Origin of the sequence: Halobellus sp. LT62 (assembly GCF_037031285.1) — an archaeon.
Taxonomy (GTDB): Archaea; Halobacteriota; Halobacteria; order Halobacteriales; family Haloferacaceae; genus Haloquadratum; species Haloquadratum salinisoli.
On record NZ_JAYEZO010000001.1, the window covers coordinates 1,546,032 to 1,560,019 of the forward strand.

12 protein-coding genes are annotated in these 13,988 nt (G+C 62.6%); 6 read left to right on the forward strand and 6 right to left on the reverse strand.

Annotated features, from left to right (window positions below):
• Positions 1 to 253 precede the first annotated feature (253 nt).
• Both U5919_RS07580 and U5919_RS07585 read left to right on the forward strand, forming a co-directional pair.
• On the forward strand, positions 254 to 1,402 hold the full coding sequence (locus U5919_RS07580) for a thiamine pyrophosphate-dependent enzyme (RefSeq protein WP_336023241.1): 1,149 nt from the start codon (positions 254 to 256) through the stop codon (positions 1,400 to 1,402).
• Positions 1,403 to 1,407: 5 nt separating this feature from the next.
• Positions 1,408 to 2,370, forward strand: a complete 963-nt coding sequence (locus tag U5919_RS07585) for an alpha-ketoacid dehydrogenase subunit beta (RefSeq protein ID WP_336023242.1) — start codon at positions 1,408 to 1,410, stop codon at positions 2,368 to 2,370.
• A 593-nt stretch (positions 2,371 to 2,963) separates the two neighbouring features.
• On the opposite strand, the gene U5919_RS07590 is transcribed toward U5919_RS07585, so the two are convergent.
• A complete protein-coding gene (locus U5919_RS07590) occupies positions 2,964 to 3,755 on the reverse strand; it encodes an IclR family transcriptional regulator (protein ID WP_336023244.1) in 792 nt (263 codons plus the stop codon).
• Between the two features lie 168 nt (positions 3,756 to 3,923).
• On the opposite strand from U5919_RS07590, the gene U5919_RS07595 reads away from it, so the two are divergent.
• The gene (locus U5919_RS07595; protein ID WP_336023245.1) at positions 3,924 to 5,456 is read left to right on the forward strand and encodes a GMC family oxidoreductase; all 1,533 of its coding nucleotides are present in this window, start codon (positions 3,924 to 3,926) and stop codon (positions 5,454 to 5,456) included.
• A gap of 54 nt (positions 5,457 to 5,510) precedes the next feature.
• On the opposite strand, the gene U5919_RS07600 is transcribed toward U5919_RS07595, so the two are convergent.
• Positions 5,511 to 6,845 carry a phenylacetate--CoA ligase family protein gene (locus U5919_RS07600; protein WP_336023246.1) on the reverse strand — a complete coding sequence of 445 codons (1,335 nt, stop codon included), beginning with the start codon at positions 6,843 to 6,845 and terminating at the stop codon, positions 5,511 to 5,513.
• Between the two features lie 177 nt (positions 6,846 to 7,022).
• The gene (locus U5919_RS07605) at positions 7,023 to 7,955 is read right to left on the reverse strand and encodes an NAD(P)/FAD-dependent oxidoreductase (RefSeq protein WP_336023247.1); all 933 of its coding nucleotides are present in this window, start codon (positions 7,953 to 7,955) and stop codon (positions 7,023 to 7,025) included.
• Positions 7,956 to 8,085: 130 nt separating this feature from the next.
• On the opposite strand from U5919_RS07605, the gene U5919_RS07610 reads away from it, so the two are divergent.
• Positions 8,086 to 9,123, forward strand: coding sequence for a zinc-binding dehydrogenase (locus tag U5919_RS07610; protein WP_336023248.1), 1,038 nt, complete (start codon positions 8,086 to 8,088; stop codon positions 9,121 to 9,123).
• A 125-nt stretch (positions 9,124 to 9,248) separates the two neighbouring features.
• Here the strand turns inward: U5919_RS07610 and U5919_RS07615 are convergent, their stop codons facing one another.
• Both U5919_RS07615 and U5919_RS07620 read right to left on the reverse strand, forming a co-directional pair.
• Positions 9,249 to 10,331, reverse strand: a complete 1,083-nt coding sequence (locus U5919_RS07615; RefSeq protein ID WP_336023249.1) for a hypothetical protein — start codon at positions 10,329 to 10,331, stop codon at positions 9,249 to 9,251.
• A gap of 24 nt (positions 10,332 to 10,355) precedes the next feature.
• Positions 10,356 to 10,925 (reverse strand): UGSC family (seleno)protein, encoded by a 570-nt coding sequence (locus U5919_RS07620; protein WP_336023251.1) that lies wholly within the window; start codon positions 10,923 to 10,925, stop codon positions 10,356 to 10,358.
• A gap of 240 nt (positions 10,926 to 11,165) precedes the next feature.
• On the opposite strand from U5919_RS07620, the gene U5919_RS07625 reads away from it, so the two are divergent.
• Together U5919_RS07625 and U5919_RS07630 are read left to right on the forward strand one after the other, a co-directional pair.
• A complete protein-coding gene (locus tag U5919_RS07625; protein WP_345786333.1) occupies positions 11,166 to 12,602 on the forward strand; it encodes an aldehyde dehydrogenase family protein in 1,437 nt (478 codons plus the stop codon).
• Between the two features lie 105 nt (positions 12,603 to 12,707).
• Positions 12,708 to 13,154, forward strand: coding sequence for a universal stress protein (locus U5919_RS07630; protein ID WP_336023255.1), 447 nt, complete (start codon positions 12,708 to 12,710; stop codon positions 13,152 to 13,154).
• Positions 13,155 to 13,195: 41 nt separating this feature from the next.
• Here U5919_RS07630 and U5919_RS07635 read toward each other — a convergent pair whose 3' ends face one another.
• Positions 13,196 to 13,942, reverse strand: coding sequence for an SDR family NAD(P)-dependent oxidoreductase (locus tag U5919_RS07635; RefSeq protein WP_336023257.1), 747 nt, complete (start codon positions 13,940 to 13,942; stop codon positions 13,196 to 13,198).
• Positions 13,943 to 13,988: the final 46 nt, after the last annotated feature.

Here is a 13,988-nt window from a genome sequence, read left to right on the forward strand (position 1 = left end):
AACGCGGCTTTGTGCGGTGGCTCCGGCACGAACTGCGCTCTCGATGTCTCCGCACTGAGTCCCGTAATCTCTCTCATCTCGTATGAACGTACACTGATGAATTCATTTAGCCTTTTACCCGGTCTGAGAGGGTGAGACGCCGAACACGGCTTACCCACTAGGAGACCGCACGACTGCATTGACGGGTTCGACCCAATCGTTCGGTATATTTATTATCAGCCCGATAAGTCAACGGATACGGACCGAACGACGTATGACTAAAAACACTTCACAGGGGGCTGATGATCTCGACGCCCCGTGGATAACGCAGGATGATCTTCCTGTCAAGAAATATCAGATAATTGATGAAAACGGCGAGTACGATCCGGAAGACGTCCCCGATCTCACCACCGAGGAGTTCGTCGACCTCTACCGGTGGATGCTCGTCGAGAAGCGGTACGCCGAGCGAATGATCAACCTCCAGCGACGCGGCGAGATGGGGACCGTCGGGTCGAGCCGAGGCCACGAAGCGAGTATCGTCGGCAGCGGGTACGCGCTCAACGACGAGGACTACCTGCTGGCGATGGGCCGCGAGACGAGCGCGATGCTGATGAAAGGCGTCTCGCTGCGTGACATTCTGCTCTTCTGGCGCGGCATCGACGACGCCCAGAAGTTCCTCGCGCAGCGAAACTGTATGATCGGGATCTCGGTCGGCGGGTATCTCCCGGTCGTCACCGGTATCGGGTGGGGGATGAACATCACCGACACCGACGCGGTCGTCACGGCGCACTTCGGCGACGGGGCGACGAGCACCGGCGCGTTCCACGAGGCGGTGAACTTCGCGGGAGTGCTCAATTGCCCGGCGATCTTCTACTGTCAGAACAACCAGTGGGCGATCTCGACGCCGTTCGAGAAGCAGACGAACGCCAACTCGATCGCCCAACGGGCCGTCGGCTACGGCCTTCACGGCATTCGCGTCGACGGCAACGACGTCCTCGCGACCTACCACGCGATGAACGAGGCGAGAGAACTCGCGCTGAGTGGTAATCCGGTCGTCTTCGAGGGCCTCACCTACCGTCGCGAGGGACACTCCACGAGCGACGATCCCACGCAGTACCGCGATCGCGACGAGGTCGAACCGTGGCTGGAGCGGGATCCGATCGAGCGCTACGAGGCGTTCCTCAAATCCGAGGGCCTGTGGGACGAGGTCGACGAAGAGGCGATGGTCGCCCAAGTCGACGAGGAGTTCGACGCGGCGATCGAAGCGGCGAACGCGTACGGACCGCGGGACATCGAGGAGCTGTTCGTCTACCTCTACGAGGAGATGCCGCCCGAACTCGAAGACCAACTGCGGGAACTCGAACGCAGCCTCAGCGAACTGGACGAGCTAGAAGAGTACATCGAGCGGCGACCGAAGGGGTGATATCTATGCCTGAAACTATCATCAACGCCATCAATATGGCGCTGACGGAGGAGATGGATCGCGACGAGCGCGTCGTGGTCTTCGGCGAGGACGTCGCCGAGACCGGCGGTGTGTTCAGGGCGACTGAGGGATTGAAAGACAAATTCGGCGGAACGCGAGTGGTGGACACGCCGCTCTCGGAGATCGCGATCGCCGGGGGCGCGGTCGGGCTGGCGGTGTTCGGGCTCCGTCCGGTCGCGGAGATCCAGTTCTCGGGCTTTCTCCCGCCGGCGTTCGACCAACTCGTGACGCACGCCAGCCGGATGCGCTGGCGGACCCGCGGCGAGTGGAGCGCCCCCCTCGTCGTCCGGACGCCCTACGGGGCTGGAATCCGCGCACTCGAACACCATTCGGAGAGCCTCGAAGGGGCGTACGCGCACGTTCCCGGGCTGAAAGTGGTGATTCCGAGCACGCCGTACGATACGAAGGGGCTGCTCAAGGCGTCGATTCGCGACCCTGATCCGGTGCTGTTTATGGAGCCGAAACACGTCTACCGGTCGATCCGCGAAGACGTCCCCGACGACGATTACGAGGTTCCGATCGGGGAGGCGGCCGTTCGTCAGGAGGGCGAGGACGTCACCGTGATCTCGTGGGGTGCGATGATGCACAAAACGCTCGAAGCCGTCGAGAAGATCGACGTCGACGCCGAGGTGATCGACCTGCGGACGATCTCGCCGATGGATCGCGAGACGCTCGTCGAGTCGGTGAAAAAGACCGGCCGGTGCGTCATCGTCCACGAAGCGCCCAAGTCGGGTGGCTGGGCCAGCGAGATCATCGCGACGATCAACGACGAGGTGTTGATGTACCTCGAAGCGCCGATCGAGCGCGTGACCGGCTTCGACATTCCGGTACCACTGCTCTCGATGGAGGATTACTACATCCCTCACCCGCCGCGCATCGCGGAAGCGATCGAACGAGTCGCCGAATAACGGCCGCAAACGCCGTCTCGAAATTCGTCGTGTTCGCGTTCTCGCTATCGACGGCGGCTCACGATAGTACGCGTGGCGAGTGAGTGCGCGGGCGTCGAAGGCAGCCGTCTATATGTATATTATCCCGATTAGTATGAAAAATACCTCGAGATTTGAGAAATAATCTCAAATATCACAATACAGATATCGGATATTTTGTATACTAATATAGAATGTCTAAGTAATAACGCGAAAAATTCTTTTTATGGTTGTGTTCTCCGATCAGAAACATTCCTTAGTGTATCTGTATCTAGATATATAAAAAATTTATATATATTTAGATATTATCATTATACTGGCAGATGCTCGCCCCGACCGATCCGTAACTATCCCGAATTACATTTGAAGATAGCAAATACCTTGATCGGCGTATTTTTCGCATATATTCCTGACATCTCGTAGCTGCCACCGAATCAGTTGTTTACATCACTATTTTTTGGCTTATACCGGTGGGTGTGCTTCCGCTATCCTGTCTACTCCCGCCAATTCATTACACTCGTACTCTTGTAATACCCTTCGCGGACTGCCAGATCGTCCTATTTGACTCCATCAAATCACTGTATACTTTCGCCGGTGTGGATCTCGATTTCGACGTTGTTCGCGGATCTGATGACCGATTCGATGAGTTCCTCTTCGAGGCGGACGTCTCGCCAGTTGTTGGCCGGGCCCGAGATGCTGATCGCGCCGGCGACGTCGCCGTTGTCGTGGAGCACCGGCGCTCCGATACCTTTGTTCCCGTGAACGACTTCCTCCTCGTTGACCGCGTACCGCTGCTCTTGGATCCGGTCTAGTTCCTCGTAGAGTGACTGCTTGGTCGTCACCGTGTGCGACGTGTACGCGGGGAGACCTACCCGCTCGACGATTTCGTCGACTTCCTCGCGGGGCATGTACGCGAGAATCACCTTCCCCGCCGCCGTCGAGTGCATGTGGTCCTGCGGTTGGTTCCGTTTCTCGATGTGGATCTGCTTTCCGACGGCGTCCTTCCCGAAGGTCTCGTGGAGCAACAGGAGCTTCCCGTCGTATTCCGTCGCGAGGTGGGCAACGGCGTCGTGTTCGTGCGCCAATTTGTCGACTTCGTCCTTGCCCGCCCGGTACAGCGGCGTCTGGTATCGAACCCGCTCGCTGAACGGAATGAACTCCATTCCGAGCGTGTACTGCTCGCCTTTCTGCTGAACGAACCCCCTGTGCCTGAGTGTCGTGAGGTGCGTGTGTACTGTTCCGGGTGAGAGACCGACGTGCGAAGCGATCTCCGAGACGCTACAGCGGCCGGTCTCTGCGATGTAATCGAGGATCTGAAGCGTCTTATCGACCGATTTGATCCGACGGCCGGATTTTTCGGATGGCATGTCTACCTGTGACGGTTGTAACACAATAACAATTGTCATTATCAAAAACACACGCGAGCGTCGTCGATAGCGTCCCACTCGATACGGCCCGCTTCCACCGGCCGACCGCCGAAGACGCCGGTATCCAAAAATTATTAGGGATATTTCGGCAATGAACGACTACCCGTTATGTACGACTACATCATCGTCGGTGGCGGCAGCGCGGGCTGTGTCTTGGCCCACCGACTGACCGAGGACGAGTCCGTCGACGTCCTTCTGCTCGAGTCAGGCACGCCCGAGGAGGACCGCGATATGGTGAAAGATCCGACGCGCGTCTGGGACCTGCTCGGCTCCGACCTCGACTGGAGCTTCGCGACCGAACCGCAACCGGATATGAACGGCCGGTCCATCGACTGGCCGCGTGGGAAGGCCCTTGGTGGGTCGAGCGTGATCAACGGGATGGCGTACGTCCGCGGGCATCCCTACGACTACGACAACTGGGCCGATCAGGGGAACGACGGCTGGAGCTACGACGAGATGCTCCCGTACTTCAAGAAGTCCGAGACACTGGCGGCCGATGGCGACGACGCCTACCACGGCACTGACGGCCCGCTAACCGTCTCGCGGGGCTCCGACCCTACCGAACTCGATCGGCTGTTCGTCGACGCGGCCGAGGCGGTCGGCCTCGACGTGAATATGGATTTCAACGGGGAACAGCAGGCGGGCGTCGGCTACTACCACTCGACGATCGACGACGGGCACCGACACAGTGCGGCGGCGGCATTCATCAAGCCGATTCTGGATCGGCCGAACCTCACCGTGGAGACGGCCGCACACGTCACACAGCTCTCTTTCGAGAGCGACACCGCGACCGGTGTCGTCTACAAACAGGGGTGGTCACGGCACGAGGCGTCCGTCCGGGACGGCGGCGAGGTCGTCGTCTCCGCCGGCGCGATCCAGACGCCACAGCTCCTGATGCTCTCGGGTATCGGTCCGGCCGACCATCTCGACGAACACGGTATTGACGCCAAAGTCGACCTCCCCGGCGTCGGCCGCAACCTGCAGGATCACCTCCGCGTTCCCGTGGTCTTCGACACCACCGAGTCCGTTCCACAACCCGCGGGAGCCTCCGATAAGGGGACTCGGTACGATCGCGTGAGCGTCGGCGCGTTCGCCCGCTCGGATCCGGACCGTCCGGCACCGGACATACAGTTCGGAATCTCTCCCGGGCTCTCGCCGGAACAGCCCGAACGCGGCTATTCGGTGATGGCTCTCCCGCTCCGTCCCACGAGTCGCGGCCGCGTGACGTTACAGTCCGACGATCCGTGGGATCACCCGAAGATCGACCCCGCGTATCTCTCGACTGAGAAGGATGTCGACGACTTCGTCGACTGTATTCGGTGGGCGCGAAAGATCGGCCGCTCCGACGTCCTCTCGGAACTCCGCGACGTCGAGGTCGCGCCCGGCCCCGACGCCGAGAGGGACGAGGAGATCGCCGAATACGCCCGTAACAACGCGGTCAGCGGCTACCACCCCGTCTGTACGGCGAAGATGGGAAACGACAATCGCTCGGTCGTCGACGACGATCTGCGCGTCCACGGCCTCAACAACCTCCGCGTGATCGATGCGTCGGTGATGCCGCAGATCACGAGCGGCAACACCAACGCGCCGACGATCGCCATCGCGGAGAAGGGTGCGGATCTGCTGAAAGCGTCGCAGTAGGTACGTCTTCTTCTGTCGTTCCCCGTGGCGACGGCGTATGACCACGGAATCTGACTACTCGCCGTCGTGCTTGATGAGTTTCGTCTTGTACTCGCCGGCCGGTAGGTCGTCGATATCGGTGACTGTCGGGTCGACGCGCGCCTTCAGCTGCTCGCGGACCTCGGTGACGACTTCGTCGGCGGCGTCCGCCGCCGATCGATCGGAAGCGGGCTCCAGCGCGATCTCGATCGGGATCGGCTCCTCGAAGTTCACCTTGTCCGCTTCGGGGAGGACGACGCGGAGCCGCGGCGCGACGCCGTCGACGTCGGAGATTACGTCGCGGATCGCTGACGGGAAGACGTTCATTCCCTTGTAGATGAGCATGTCGTCTGCACGGCCGACGACTTGGATCTTCGGCGCGGTCCGGCCACAGTCGCAGTCGGTGCCCGTGACGGTGACGTAATCTCCGGAGCGGAACCGCAGCAGCGGCGTCGCCTCGCGGCGCAGGTGCGTGTACACGAGCTCTCCCTCCGCGCCTTCCTCGAACGGTTTCACCTCGCCGCTCTCGGGGTCGATCAGCTCGACGTGGACGAATCCCTGCGCGTGGAAGTGCATTCCCTCTTCTTCGGCGCATTCAGCCCACATACTCCCGAGGACGTCGCCGAGGCCCATCGCCTCGCGGACGAGTGAGACGTCCCAGACGTCGTAGAACTCGTCTCTGATCTCCGGGTTGGCGATGCCCGGCGCGGCACCGCCGATTACCTTCTCGAACCCGAAGTCCTCGGGTTCGACGCCGACGATGTCTTCGGCGTTTTCCGAGAGATACCGGATGTGCGACGTTGTGGTCCAGAGGATGTCGGGTCGGACGTCCAGCGCGACCGAGAGGAGTCGTTCGGTGCTCTCGCCGCCCGCTGGAACCACGTTCGCGCCGAGTTTGGTCAGCGTCTCGAAATACGGCGTCCCGCCGGTGATCATCGTCTGCCCGGCCCCGAAGAGCACGGTGTCTTCCGGACGAACGCCGACGGTGTAGAACGACCGTTTCTGGACCGTGTTCCAGTTCCGTCGGTCCTGCGCGGTCAGTCCGAAATACGTCGGTTTGCCGGTCGTCCCGGACGACGAGATGGTGCGGTTGAGCGCGGACTTGGGGGCCGCTTGGTGCTCCCCGAGGGGTCTCGCCGGGACGGGGTCTCGCTGGGAGTCGCGTTCGTCCTGCTTCGTCGTGAACGGAACTGCTTGCAGCGCTTCGAGAGAGTCGAGTTCGTCCGGATCGATTCCCCACTCGTCGAACCGACGCTGATAGAACTCCGAGCGCTCCCGAAGATACTCGATCTGTTTCGGGAGCAATCGCTCGTGTTCGGCGAGAACTTGGTCCCACGGCTGGGTCTCGATCGGATCGTACACATCCGCCATACTGCGACGGTTGCGTGACTCCCATTTTAACGTAACGGTGAGACCACCGAACACGCCGGCGCAGTCGTGACTGTCTGTCTTCCGATGCGACGCACCTGTGTATTCGACTGTTGACCGCATCGACGCAGGCTGGTGGCCGGAACGGGTCTGTGCTCGCCGCGATCTCGACTCGCTTGGTTACTCGGCCCGGCGGGCGACGTACCGTTTCGCCGATTCGATCGCCGTGACACCGTCGCCGACCGCCGCGGCGATTTCGAGCGGGCTTTCCTCTCTGACGTCGCCCGCGGCGAAGATGCCCCCGACGCTCGTTTCCATCGATTGGTCGACGGCGACCCGGCCGTCCTCGGCGAGTGAGACCGTCCCGTCGAGAAACGCCGAGTTCGGTCCGGAGCCGGTGTTCACGCTCACGCCGCCGACCTCGATCGTGTTTTCCACCGCACTGTCTGACTCGTTCTCCTCGCTCTCGACGCGGATGCCGGTCACGAGCCCGTCGCTGCCGAGCACCTCCGTCACCGCCGTCCCGGTCAGCACCTCGATATCGGGATGGGACCGCGCTTCGTCGGCGAGCGCCTCGTCGGCCGCCAGTTCGGACGCCTCGTCGATCAGGAGCACCTCGCTCGCGTACTCGGTCAGAAACACCGCGTCGATGGCGGCGTGGTTGCCCCCGCCGACCACCGCGATCCGTTCGTCGCGGTAGAGCGGGCCGTCGCAGGTGGCGCAGTAGAAGATCCCCCGACCCTCGTACTCCTCCTCACCCGGCACGTCGAGGCGTCCGTCGCTGCTGCCCGTCGCGACGACGACGACGGCCGCCTCGTACTCGCCGCTGTCGGTCAGCACCGTGTGCGGATCGCCGGGTTCGATCCCCTCGACTCGCTCCAAGTTGACTTCGGGGTCGTACTTCTCCGCCTCTTCGACCATCTTCGAGCGGAGTTCCGTCCCGGAGACGCCGCCCGGAAAGCCGGGGTACGATCGAATCTCGTGTCGATTCACGAGTTCCCCACCGATCGACTCGTCTTCGAAAAACAGCGTGTCGAGTCCGCTTCGGCCGGCGTACGCCCCGGCGGCCAACCCCGCGGGCCCCGTTCCGATGATAATCACGTCGTGCGCCATAATTGCGTCCGGAGATCCCACAGCGCGGGCAAAAAAGGTTTCCACCACGCTCGTCGGATCGTATATCTGACGACCGACTGAGCTCGGATCCACCTCAACGTTTTTATATTGTTTGTCCGAACTTGGGGCTGTGAAAGCAGCTAGACTATACGGTACAGAAGACGTTCGTATCGACGAGGTCGACGCGCCGGAGCCCGGCCCGGGCGAGGTGCTCGTCGACGTGGCCGCCTGCGGGATCTGCGGGTCGGACCTCCACTTCTATGAGGACGCCGACAACTACTTCGAGGAGGGTGCGCTCCCGCTCACGCTGGGCCACGAGATCGGCGGAACCGTCGCCGAGACCGGCGAGGGCGTCGACATCGAGGTCGGCACCGACGTCGTCCTCGGGCCGCACACGCCCTGTGGGGAGTGTTGGTGCTGCGAGCGGGGGAAGTACAACCTCTGTCGCGACCTCAACGCGACCTCGGCGCGACCGGGCGGGTACGCCGAGCAGGTCGTCGAGAGCGCGGACAACGCGATCCCGCTGCCCGACGGCGTCTCGCCCGCGGACGCCGCGATCGCCCAACCGGTCAGCGTGGGCCTACACGCCGTCAGGCAGTCCCCGGTCGGGATCGGCGACAGCGTCGCGATCGTCGGCGCGGGTCCGATCGGCCTCGGCGCACTTCGCTCGGCGAAATCGTCGGGGGCGGCACCGATCTACGTCTCGGAACCCCAAGCCGCGCGCCGTGAGATCGCCGAAGATTTCGGTGCGGACGTGCTGATTGACCCCACTGAGGAGGACCCCGCCGAACGCATCCACGAGGAGACGGGCACCGGCGTCGACGTCGCCTTCGAGGCCGTCGGTCACGGGGCGACGCTGTCGCAGGCCGTCGAGTCCACGAAGGCCGACGGTCACACCACGGTCATCGGCGTCTTCGGGGGCGAAGTCGAGTTCGATCCGCAACTGCTCGTCAGCGCCCAACGGACCGTCAGCGGATCGACGTCCCACCTCGTCGGACCGCGCCTCACCGAAGAGTACGGCGTGGTGATCCGCCAGCTCGCCGCCGGCGAACTCGACGCCGAGAAGTACGTCACCTCCCGAATCGGTATCGACGACGTCGTCGAAGACGGATTCGAGGCGCTGCAGGACCCGGACAGAGAAGAGCGGAAGATCCTCGTCTGTCCCTAGGCGGGCGCGCTCACCTTTCGGAGCGACGTCGCGGTGGCTTCGGGCTGTAGTGGCCGCCGTTTCCGGGCGCGACTGCACTGCGAGAACTTCTTTACTGTGCAAAAAGCGATGGTCGAGAGCCGTTCTTACTCGTAGAAGCCCTCGGTGGGCACCCAGTTCTCCTCGATCGAGTACTCCTCTAACAGCGACTCCCAGTTGTCGGGGAACTCGATCTTCTTCGTCACCGGACCGCCGATCGAACTACCGAAGATGGCGTTGATGCGGCCGGGACCCCCGATCGTCGCCACCTTGACGGCGTCGACGTCGGCGTACTGCTGTACCTGTCGCGGCGGGACCTTTTCACCGCCGCCGAACGTCCGGGTGAACTCGTTTGTCTTGTAATAGGAGTTCTCGACGATGTACTCCTTGATTTCCTGCTTGCTCAGGCCTTCCTTTTCGAGTTCTTCGGCGTTGTACGGGTTGATCGCGTGCGTGATCGTCACGTTGAGATCCTCGCCGGAACTAGCCCGCATCGACGAGGGGGTGTTCTCGATCATCCCACGAAGGACGTGCTCGCCGGTGTTCTCGCTGGGGAGCCACTGCACCCAACTGTTCGGTCCGGCCAGCGAGATCGTGCTGTCGTCGGCGTCGTAGCCGTGGGTGACGTGGTAGGGTTCCCACGGGCTCGCTTCCTCGTTCTCGCCGGCGAGCATCGAGAACTTCGCGGGGTTGCCCATCACGCCCATGTCCTTCTCGCCGGGGTAGATCTTCGCCGTGTTCCGGTAGGCCATCCCGAGCGCTCGCGCGATCGTCTGGTTCGCGTGGAAGCTCGGTCCGAACGCGCCCGACCCGCTCTCGATGTCGAGCATCTCCCGAACGGGCCCGTTCACGATCCACTGGTACGCCCACGATCCGGTGCTGACGGAGAACTGAATCGAGTTGGAGTTCGGATCCGCGAGCGCGCGAACGCCCGCTTCGAGCACGGGCATATAGATCGGTAGACAGCCCGCCATCACCGCGTTGGCGGCGAGGCGCTCGATCGTAAGCGGGTTCTCGTTGTTCCCGAGGCGGCCGACGACGTGCTCTCGCGGCTTTTCGGTCCCGCGGAGCATCTCCTCGACTCGCTCTTCGGTCGGCGGGATGACCGGCAGGCCGTCGGTCATCCCCTCGCGATACAGCGACTTGTTGATCTCTGCTAACGACTGCTCGTCTTGGGATTGTTCGGGCATAGCGTAAGTCCGTGGACCGGTGTGTTACTGCGCCACCGGTTCTGCGCGTTCTTTGTCGTTCAGCGATCGAGTCAGCTCTTCTTCGATGCCGTCCATCACGTCCTCTGAGACCTCTTCGCGGATCCGTTCGAGATCCGTCGTCTCACAGCGGACGGGGGTCTTCTTGTATCGCAGCGGGCGACCGCGCTCGATCGCGTTCGACTGGTAGTCGAGCTCGAACCCCTCGTCGATCAGGCCGACGCCGGGCGTTCCGGCGTCCTCGACCAGTTCGACGCCCCACGCGAGGAACTTCGTGCAGGAGCCACAGTCGCCGATCGCACCGATCGCCGTGTCGACGCCCTCGGCCCACTCGACGACGGCGTCCTGCTCGTCGTCGTTTTTGATCTGGTTCAGGTGCTCGACGTGATACCAGCTGAACGTCGCGTCGGGGTATCGGTCTTGTAGTTTCTCCTGTACGGCCGTGAGAAGCGGCTCCGCCGCCGGCTTTCCGTTGTCATACAGCCCGATCGTCTTTCCAGCTAGCGTGTCGACCCGGGGAACCAGCGGCTTCTGTTCGACATCGTCGGTGTCCGATCCAGGGGTAACAAGTCCCATACGTAAGTATACTGAATAATAGGACATATAACTTTTGCCACCACCTCCGACTCGGTGATGAGGGCCTTCTCAGTCGGTTACCGTCCCTTCGCACCGGATCGAGGGGGACGAGCACCGCCAGAATTTCCCACCGCTCCGCTGTTCGATGTGAACCCACAAACAGAGTTATGTGGTTGACCTCCGAAGCCGGAATCACAGCGTCTAGTTGACAACCGACGACTGGTCTACTGGTGGTATCCAATGTCACTCACAATGCAACAACAGTACGAGCTGTTTATCGACGGAGAGAGCGTCGCGCCGGCGAACGAGGAGTATCGAACGACCGAAGACCCCGCCACCGAAGAACCGATCGCGCGGTACGCGGCCGCGACGGCGGCCGACGTCGACCGCGCGGTCGAAGCGGCCCAACGCGCCCAACTCGAGTGGAAGAAGAAGCGCCCCAGCGAGCGCGGCGCGGTCCTCCGCGACGTCGCTGACGCGGTGCGGGAGAACGCCGACGAGCTCGCGGAGATCGAGACCAAAGATCAGGGAAAGCCGATTTCGTACTCGGAGCGGTTGATTCAGGGAGCCGCGGGGACGTTCGACTTCTATGCGGGTGCGGCGGACAAGATCCAGGGCGACAGCATCCCGATCGGCGAGGACGGCGTCGACTTCACGATGGAGGAGCCCTACGGCGTGAGCGCGCAGATCATCCCGTGGAACACGCCGCTGAATCTGGCGGCGCAGGGAATCGCCCCCGCGCTCGCTGCGGGCAACGCAGTCGTGATCAAGCCCGCACCGACGACGCCGCTTCCACCGCTGCACCTCGCGGAAGTCTGCAAGGAGGCGGGCGTTCCGGACGGGCTCATCAACGTCGTCACCGGTGCGACCGAGCCCGGTGCCGCGCTCTCGGGCCACGAGGGCGTCGACACCGTCTCGTTCACCGGGAGCGTCCCCACGGGCCAAGCCGTGATGGAGTCCGCGGCGAAGAACATCACTCCCGTCACGCTCGAACTCGGCGGCAAGAACCCCGCGGTCGTCATGCCCGACGCCGACCTCGAGGAGGCCGTCAGCGCGATTCAGATCGGTATTTTCAGCAACACCGGACAGATCTGTGCGGCCGCGGACAGAGCGGTCGTTCACGAGGACGTCTACGACGAGTTCGTCGAGATGATCGTCGAGCGCGCGGAGGAGTACAGTCTCGGAGCCGGAATGGACGACCCGGAGATGGGCCCGCTCAATCACGAGGCGCACTTCGAGGAAGTACTGGAGTACATTCAGACCGGTATCGACGAGGGCGCGACGCTCGAAACCGGCGGCGACGCGCCGGACCGAGACGGCTACTTCGTCGAACCGACGGTCTTCTCCGACGTCGAGAACGATATGACGATCGCCCAAGAGGAGATATTCGGGCCGGTTCTCTGTGTGATCCCGTTCTCGGACCAAGCGGAGGCCGTCGAGATCGCGAACGACATCGAACTCGGTCTCACGAGCGGCGTCTTCACACAGGATATCGATACGGCGCTGCAACTCTCGCGTGACATCGAGGCCGGAACCGTGTACGTGAACCAGTGGTTCGGCGGCTCGACCGCGACGCCGTTCGGCGGCTACAAGAAGAGCGGAATCGGGCGCGAGATGGGTATGTACGCGTTCGAGTCACACCTCCAGACGAAGAACGTCTGTATCGACCTCTCCTGACGACGCTCTCTGACACCCTTCTCTCACTGTCTTTACTTCTGTCGCCGTCAGCTGTCGTCCTCGATCGAGAACAACTTATTTGCTGCTTCGGTATGAGGAGAGGGTATGGCAATCCTTGCTGCGATCGACGAGAACGAACAGTCGAAAGAGGTCCTCAAGATCGGATACGACCTCGCGGAGCGATACGACGACTCCCTTATCGCGTTGCACGTCATCCCGACCGAACAGCACGAGGAGTACGAGGCCTCGATTCGAGACATCGCCGAGTTCGCGGACTACTCGTTCACGCAGGAGGAGGCGAGCGCCGAGCAGTTCGTGCGGCACTTCGTCTCCGAGACGCTCGGCGACGCTGAGGCGGATAGCGTCGAACCCCGCGGCGCGGTCGGTAACGTCGCCAACGAGATCATCACCGAGGCCGACGCCGTCGAACCGCGATTTCTCGTCATCGGCGGCCGCCGCCGCTCACCGACCGGCAAAGCCGTGTTCGGTGACACGGCGCAGAAGATCCTGCTGAACGCGGACTGTCCGGTCGTGACGAAGATGGCTGACTGAGTCGGGATCAGTCCGTCTCCTCTCGCCGTGCGTTCCGTCGATTAGCTGTCGTCGTTGCCGGTTTCGTAGTCCAAATCCAGATCCTCCGCCGAGGGGTTGAGGTGGCCGCCTCCTTCGACTTCGAGGATCGTTCCGTCGACGAACTCCGAGAGATCAGACACGAGGTACAAGACGCCGTTGGCGACGTCTTCGGGCTCGACGAAGCGGCCCATCGGGCCGCGCGGACTGCCGCCGGGACAGAGCGCGTTCACCCGGATGTCGGGACCGAGGTCGCGCGCGGCGTGTTTGGTCAGGCCGATGAGTCCCCATTTCGAGGCCGTGTAACTCGGGTTGCCGTTGACCGTCACGTTGCGGCCGGCCATCGACGAGATGTTCACGATCCGGCCGTTTCCGTGCTCCAACATCCCGGGCATCACGGCCTTCGAGCAGTTGAAGGGGCCCGTGAGGTTGAGGTCCAATCCGAACTGCCACGCGTCCGCTTCGATCTCTTGGAACGTCTCACCGCCGGCACCCCCCGCGTTGTTGACGAGGATCTCGACGGTGCCGAATCGCTCTTGCGCCGCCTCGACGAGCGCTTCTGCCGAGTCGCGATCAGTCACGTCGCACTCGACGAAAATCGTCTCTGCGCCGTCGTCTGCGATGTCGGCTGCGACACCTTGTCCCTTCTCGACTTGGACGTCCGCGAGGACGACGTTCGCCCCGGCCTCGCCGAGCTGTGTGGCGATTTCTGCGCCGAACCCCTGCGCTGCTCCCGTCACGATCGCTGTCTCTCCGGAGAGGTCGATCATACCCGCTGATTACGGGGTGTGGTAATAAATCCCGGGGAGGGCGGTC

Bases quoted from the DNA above. Each gene is read 5' to 3' on its own strand.
- U5919_RS07580 (WP_336023241.1), top strand. From the start codon at position 254: ATGACTAAAAACACTTCACAGGGGGCTGATGATCTCGACGCCCCGTGG.
- U5919_RS07585 (WP_336023242.1), top strand. From the start codon at position 1,408: ATGCCTGAAACTATCATCAACGCCATCAATATGGCGCTGACGGAGGAG.
- U5919_RS07590 (WP_336023244.1), bottom strand. From the start codon at position 3,755: ATGCCATCCGAAAAATCCGGCCGTCGGATCAAATCGGTCGATAAGACG.
- U5919_RS07595 (WP_336023245.1), top strand. From the start codon at position 3,924: ATGTACGACTACATCATCGTCGGTGGCGGCAGCGCGGGCTGTGTCTTG.
- U5919_RS07600 (WP_336023246.1), bottom strand. From the start codon at position 6,845: ATGGCGGATGTGTACGATCCGATCGAGACCCAGCCGTGGGACCAAGTT.
- U5919_RS07605 (WP_336023247.1), bottom strand. From the start codon at position 7,955: ATGGCGCACGACGTGATTATCATCGGAACGGGGCCCGCGGGGTTGGCC.
- U5919_RS07615 (WP_336023249.1), bottom strand. From the start codon at position 10,331: ATGCCCGAACAATCCCAAGACGAGCAGTCGTTAGCAGAGATCAACAAG.
- U5919_RS07620 (WP_336023251.1), bottom strand. From the start codon at position 10,925: ATGGGACTTGTTACCCCTGGATCGGACACCGACGATGTCGAACAGAAG.
- U5919_RS07625 (WP_345786333.1), top strand. From the start codon at position 11,166: ATGTCACTCACAATGCAACAACAGTACGAGCTGTTTATCGACGGAGAG.
- U5919_RS07630 (WP_336023255.1), top strand. From the start codon at position 12,708: ATGGCAATCCTTGCTGCGATCGACGAGAACGAACAGTCGAAAGAGGTC.
- U5919_RS07635 (WP_336023257.1), bottom strand. From the start codon at position 13,942: ATGATCGACCTCTCCGGAGAGACAGCGATCGTGACGGGAGCAGCGCAG.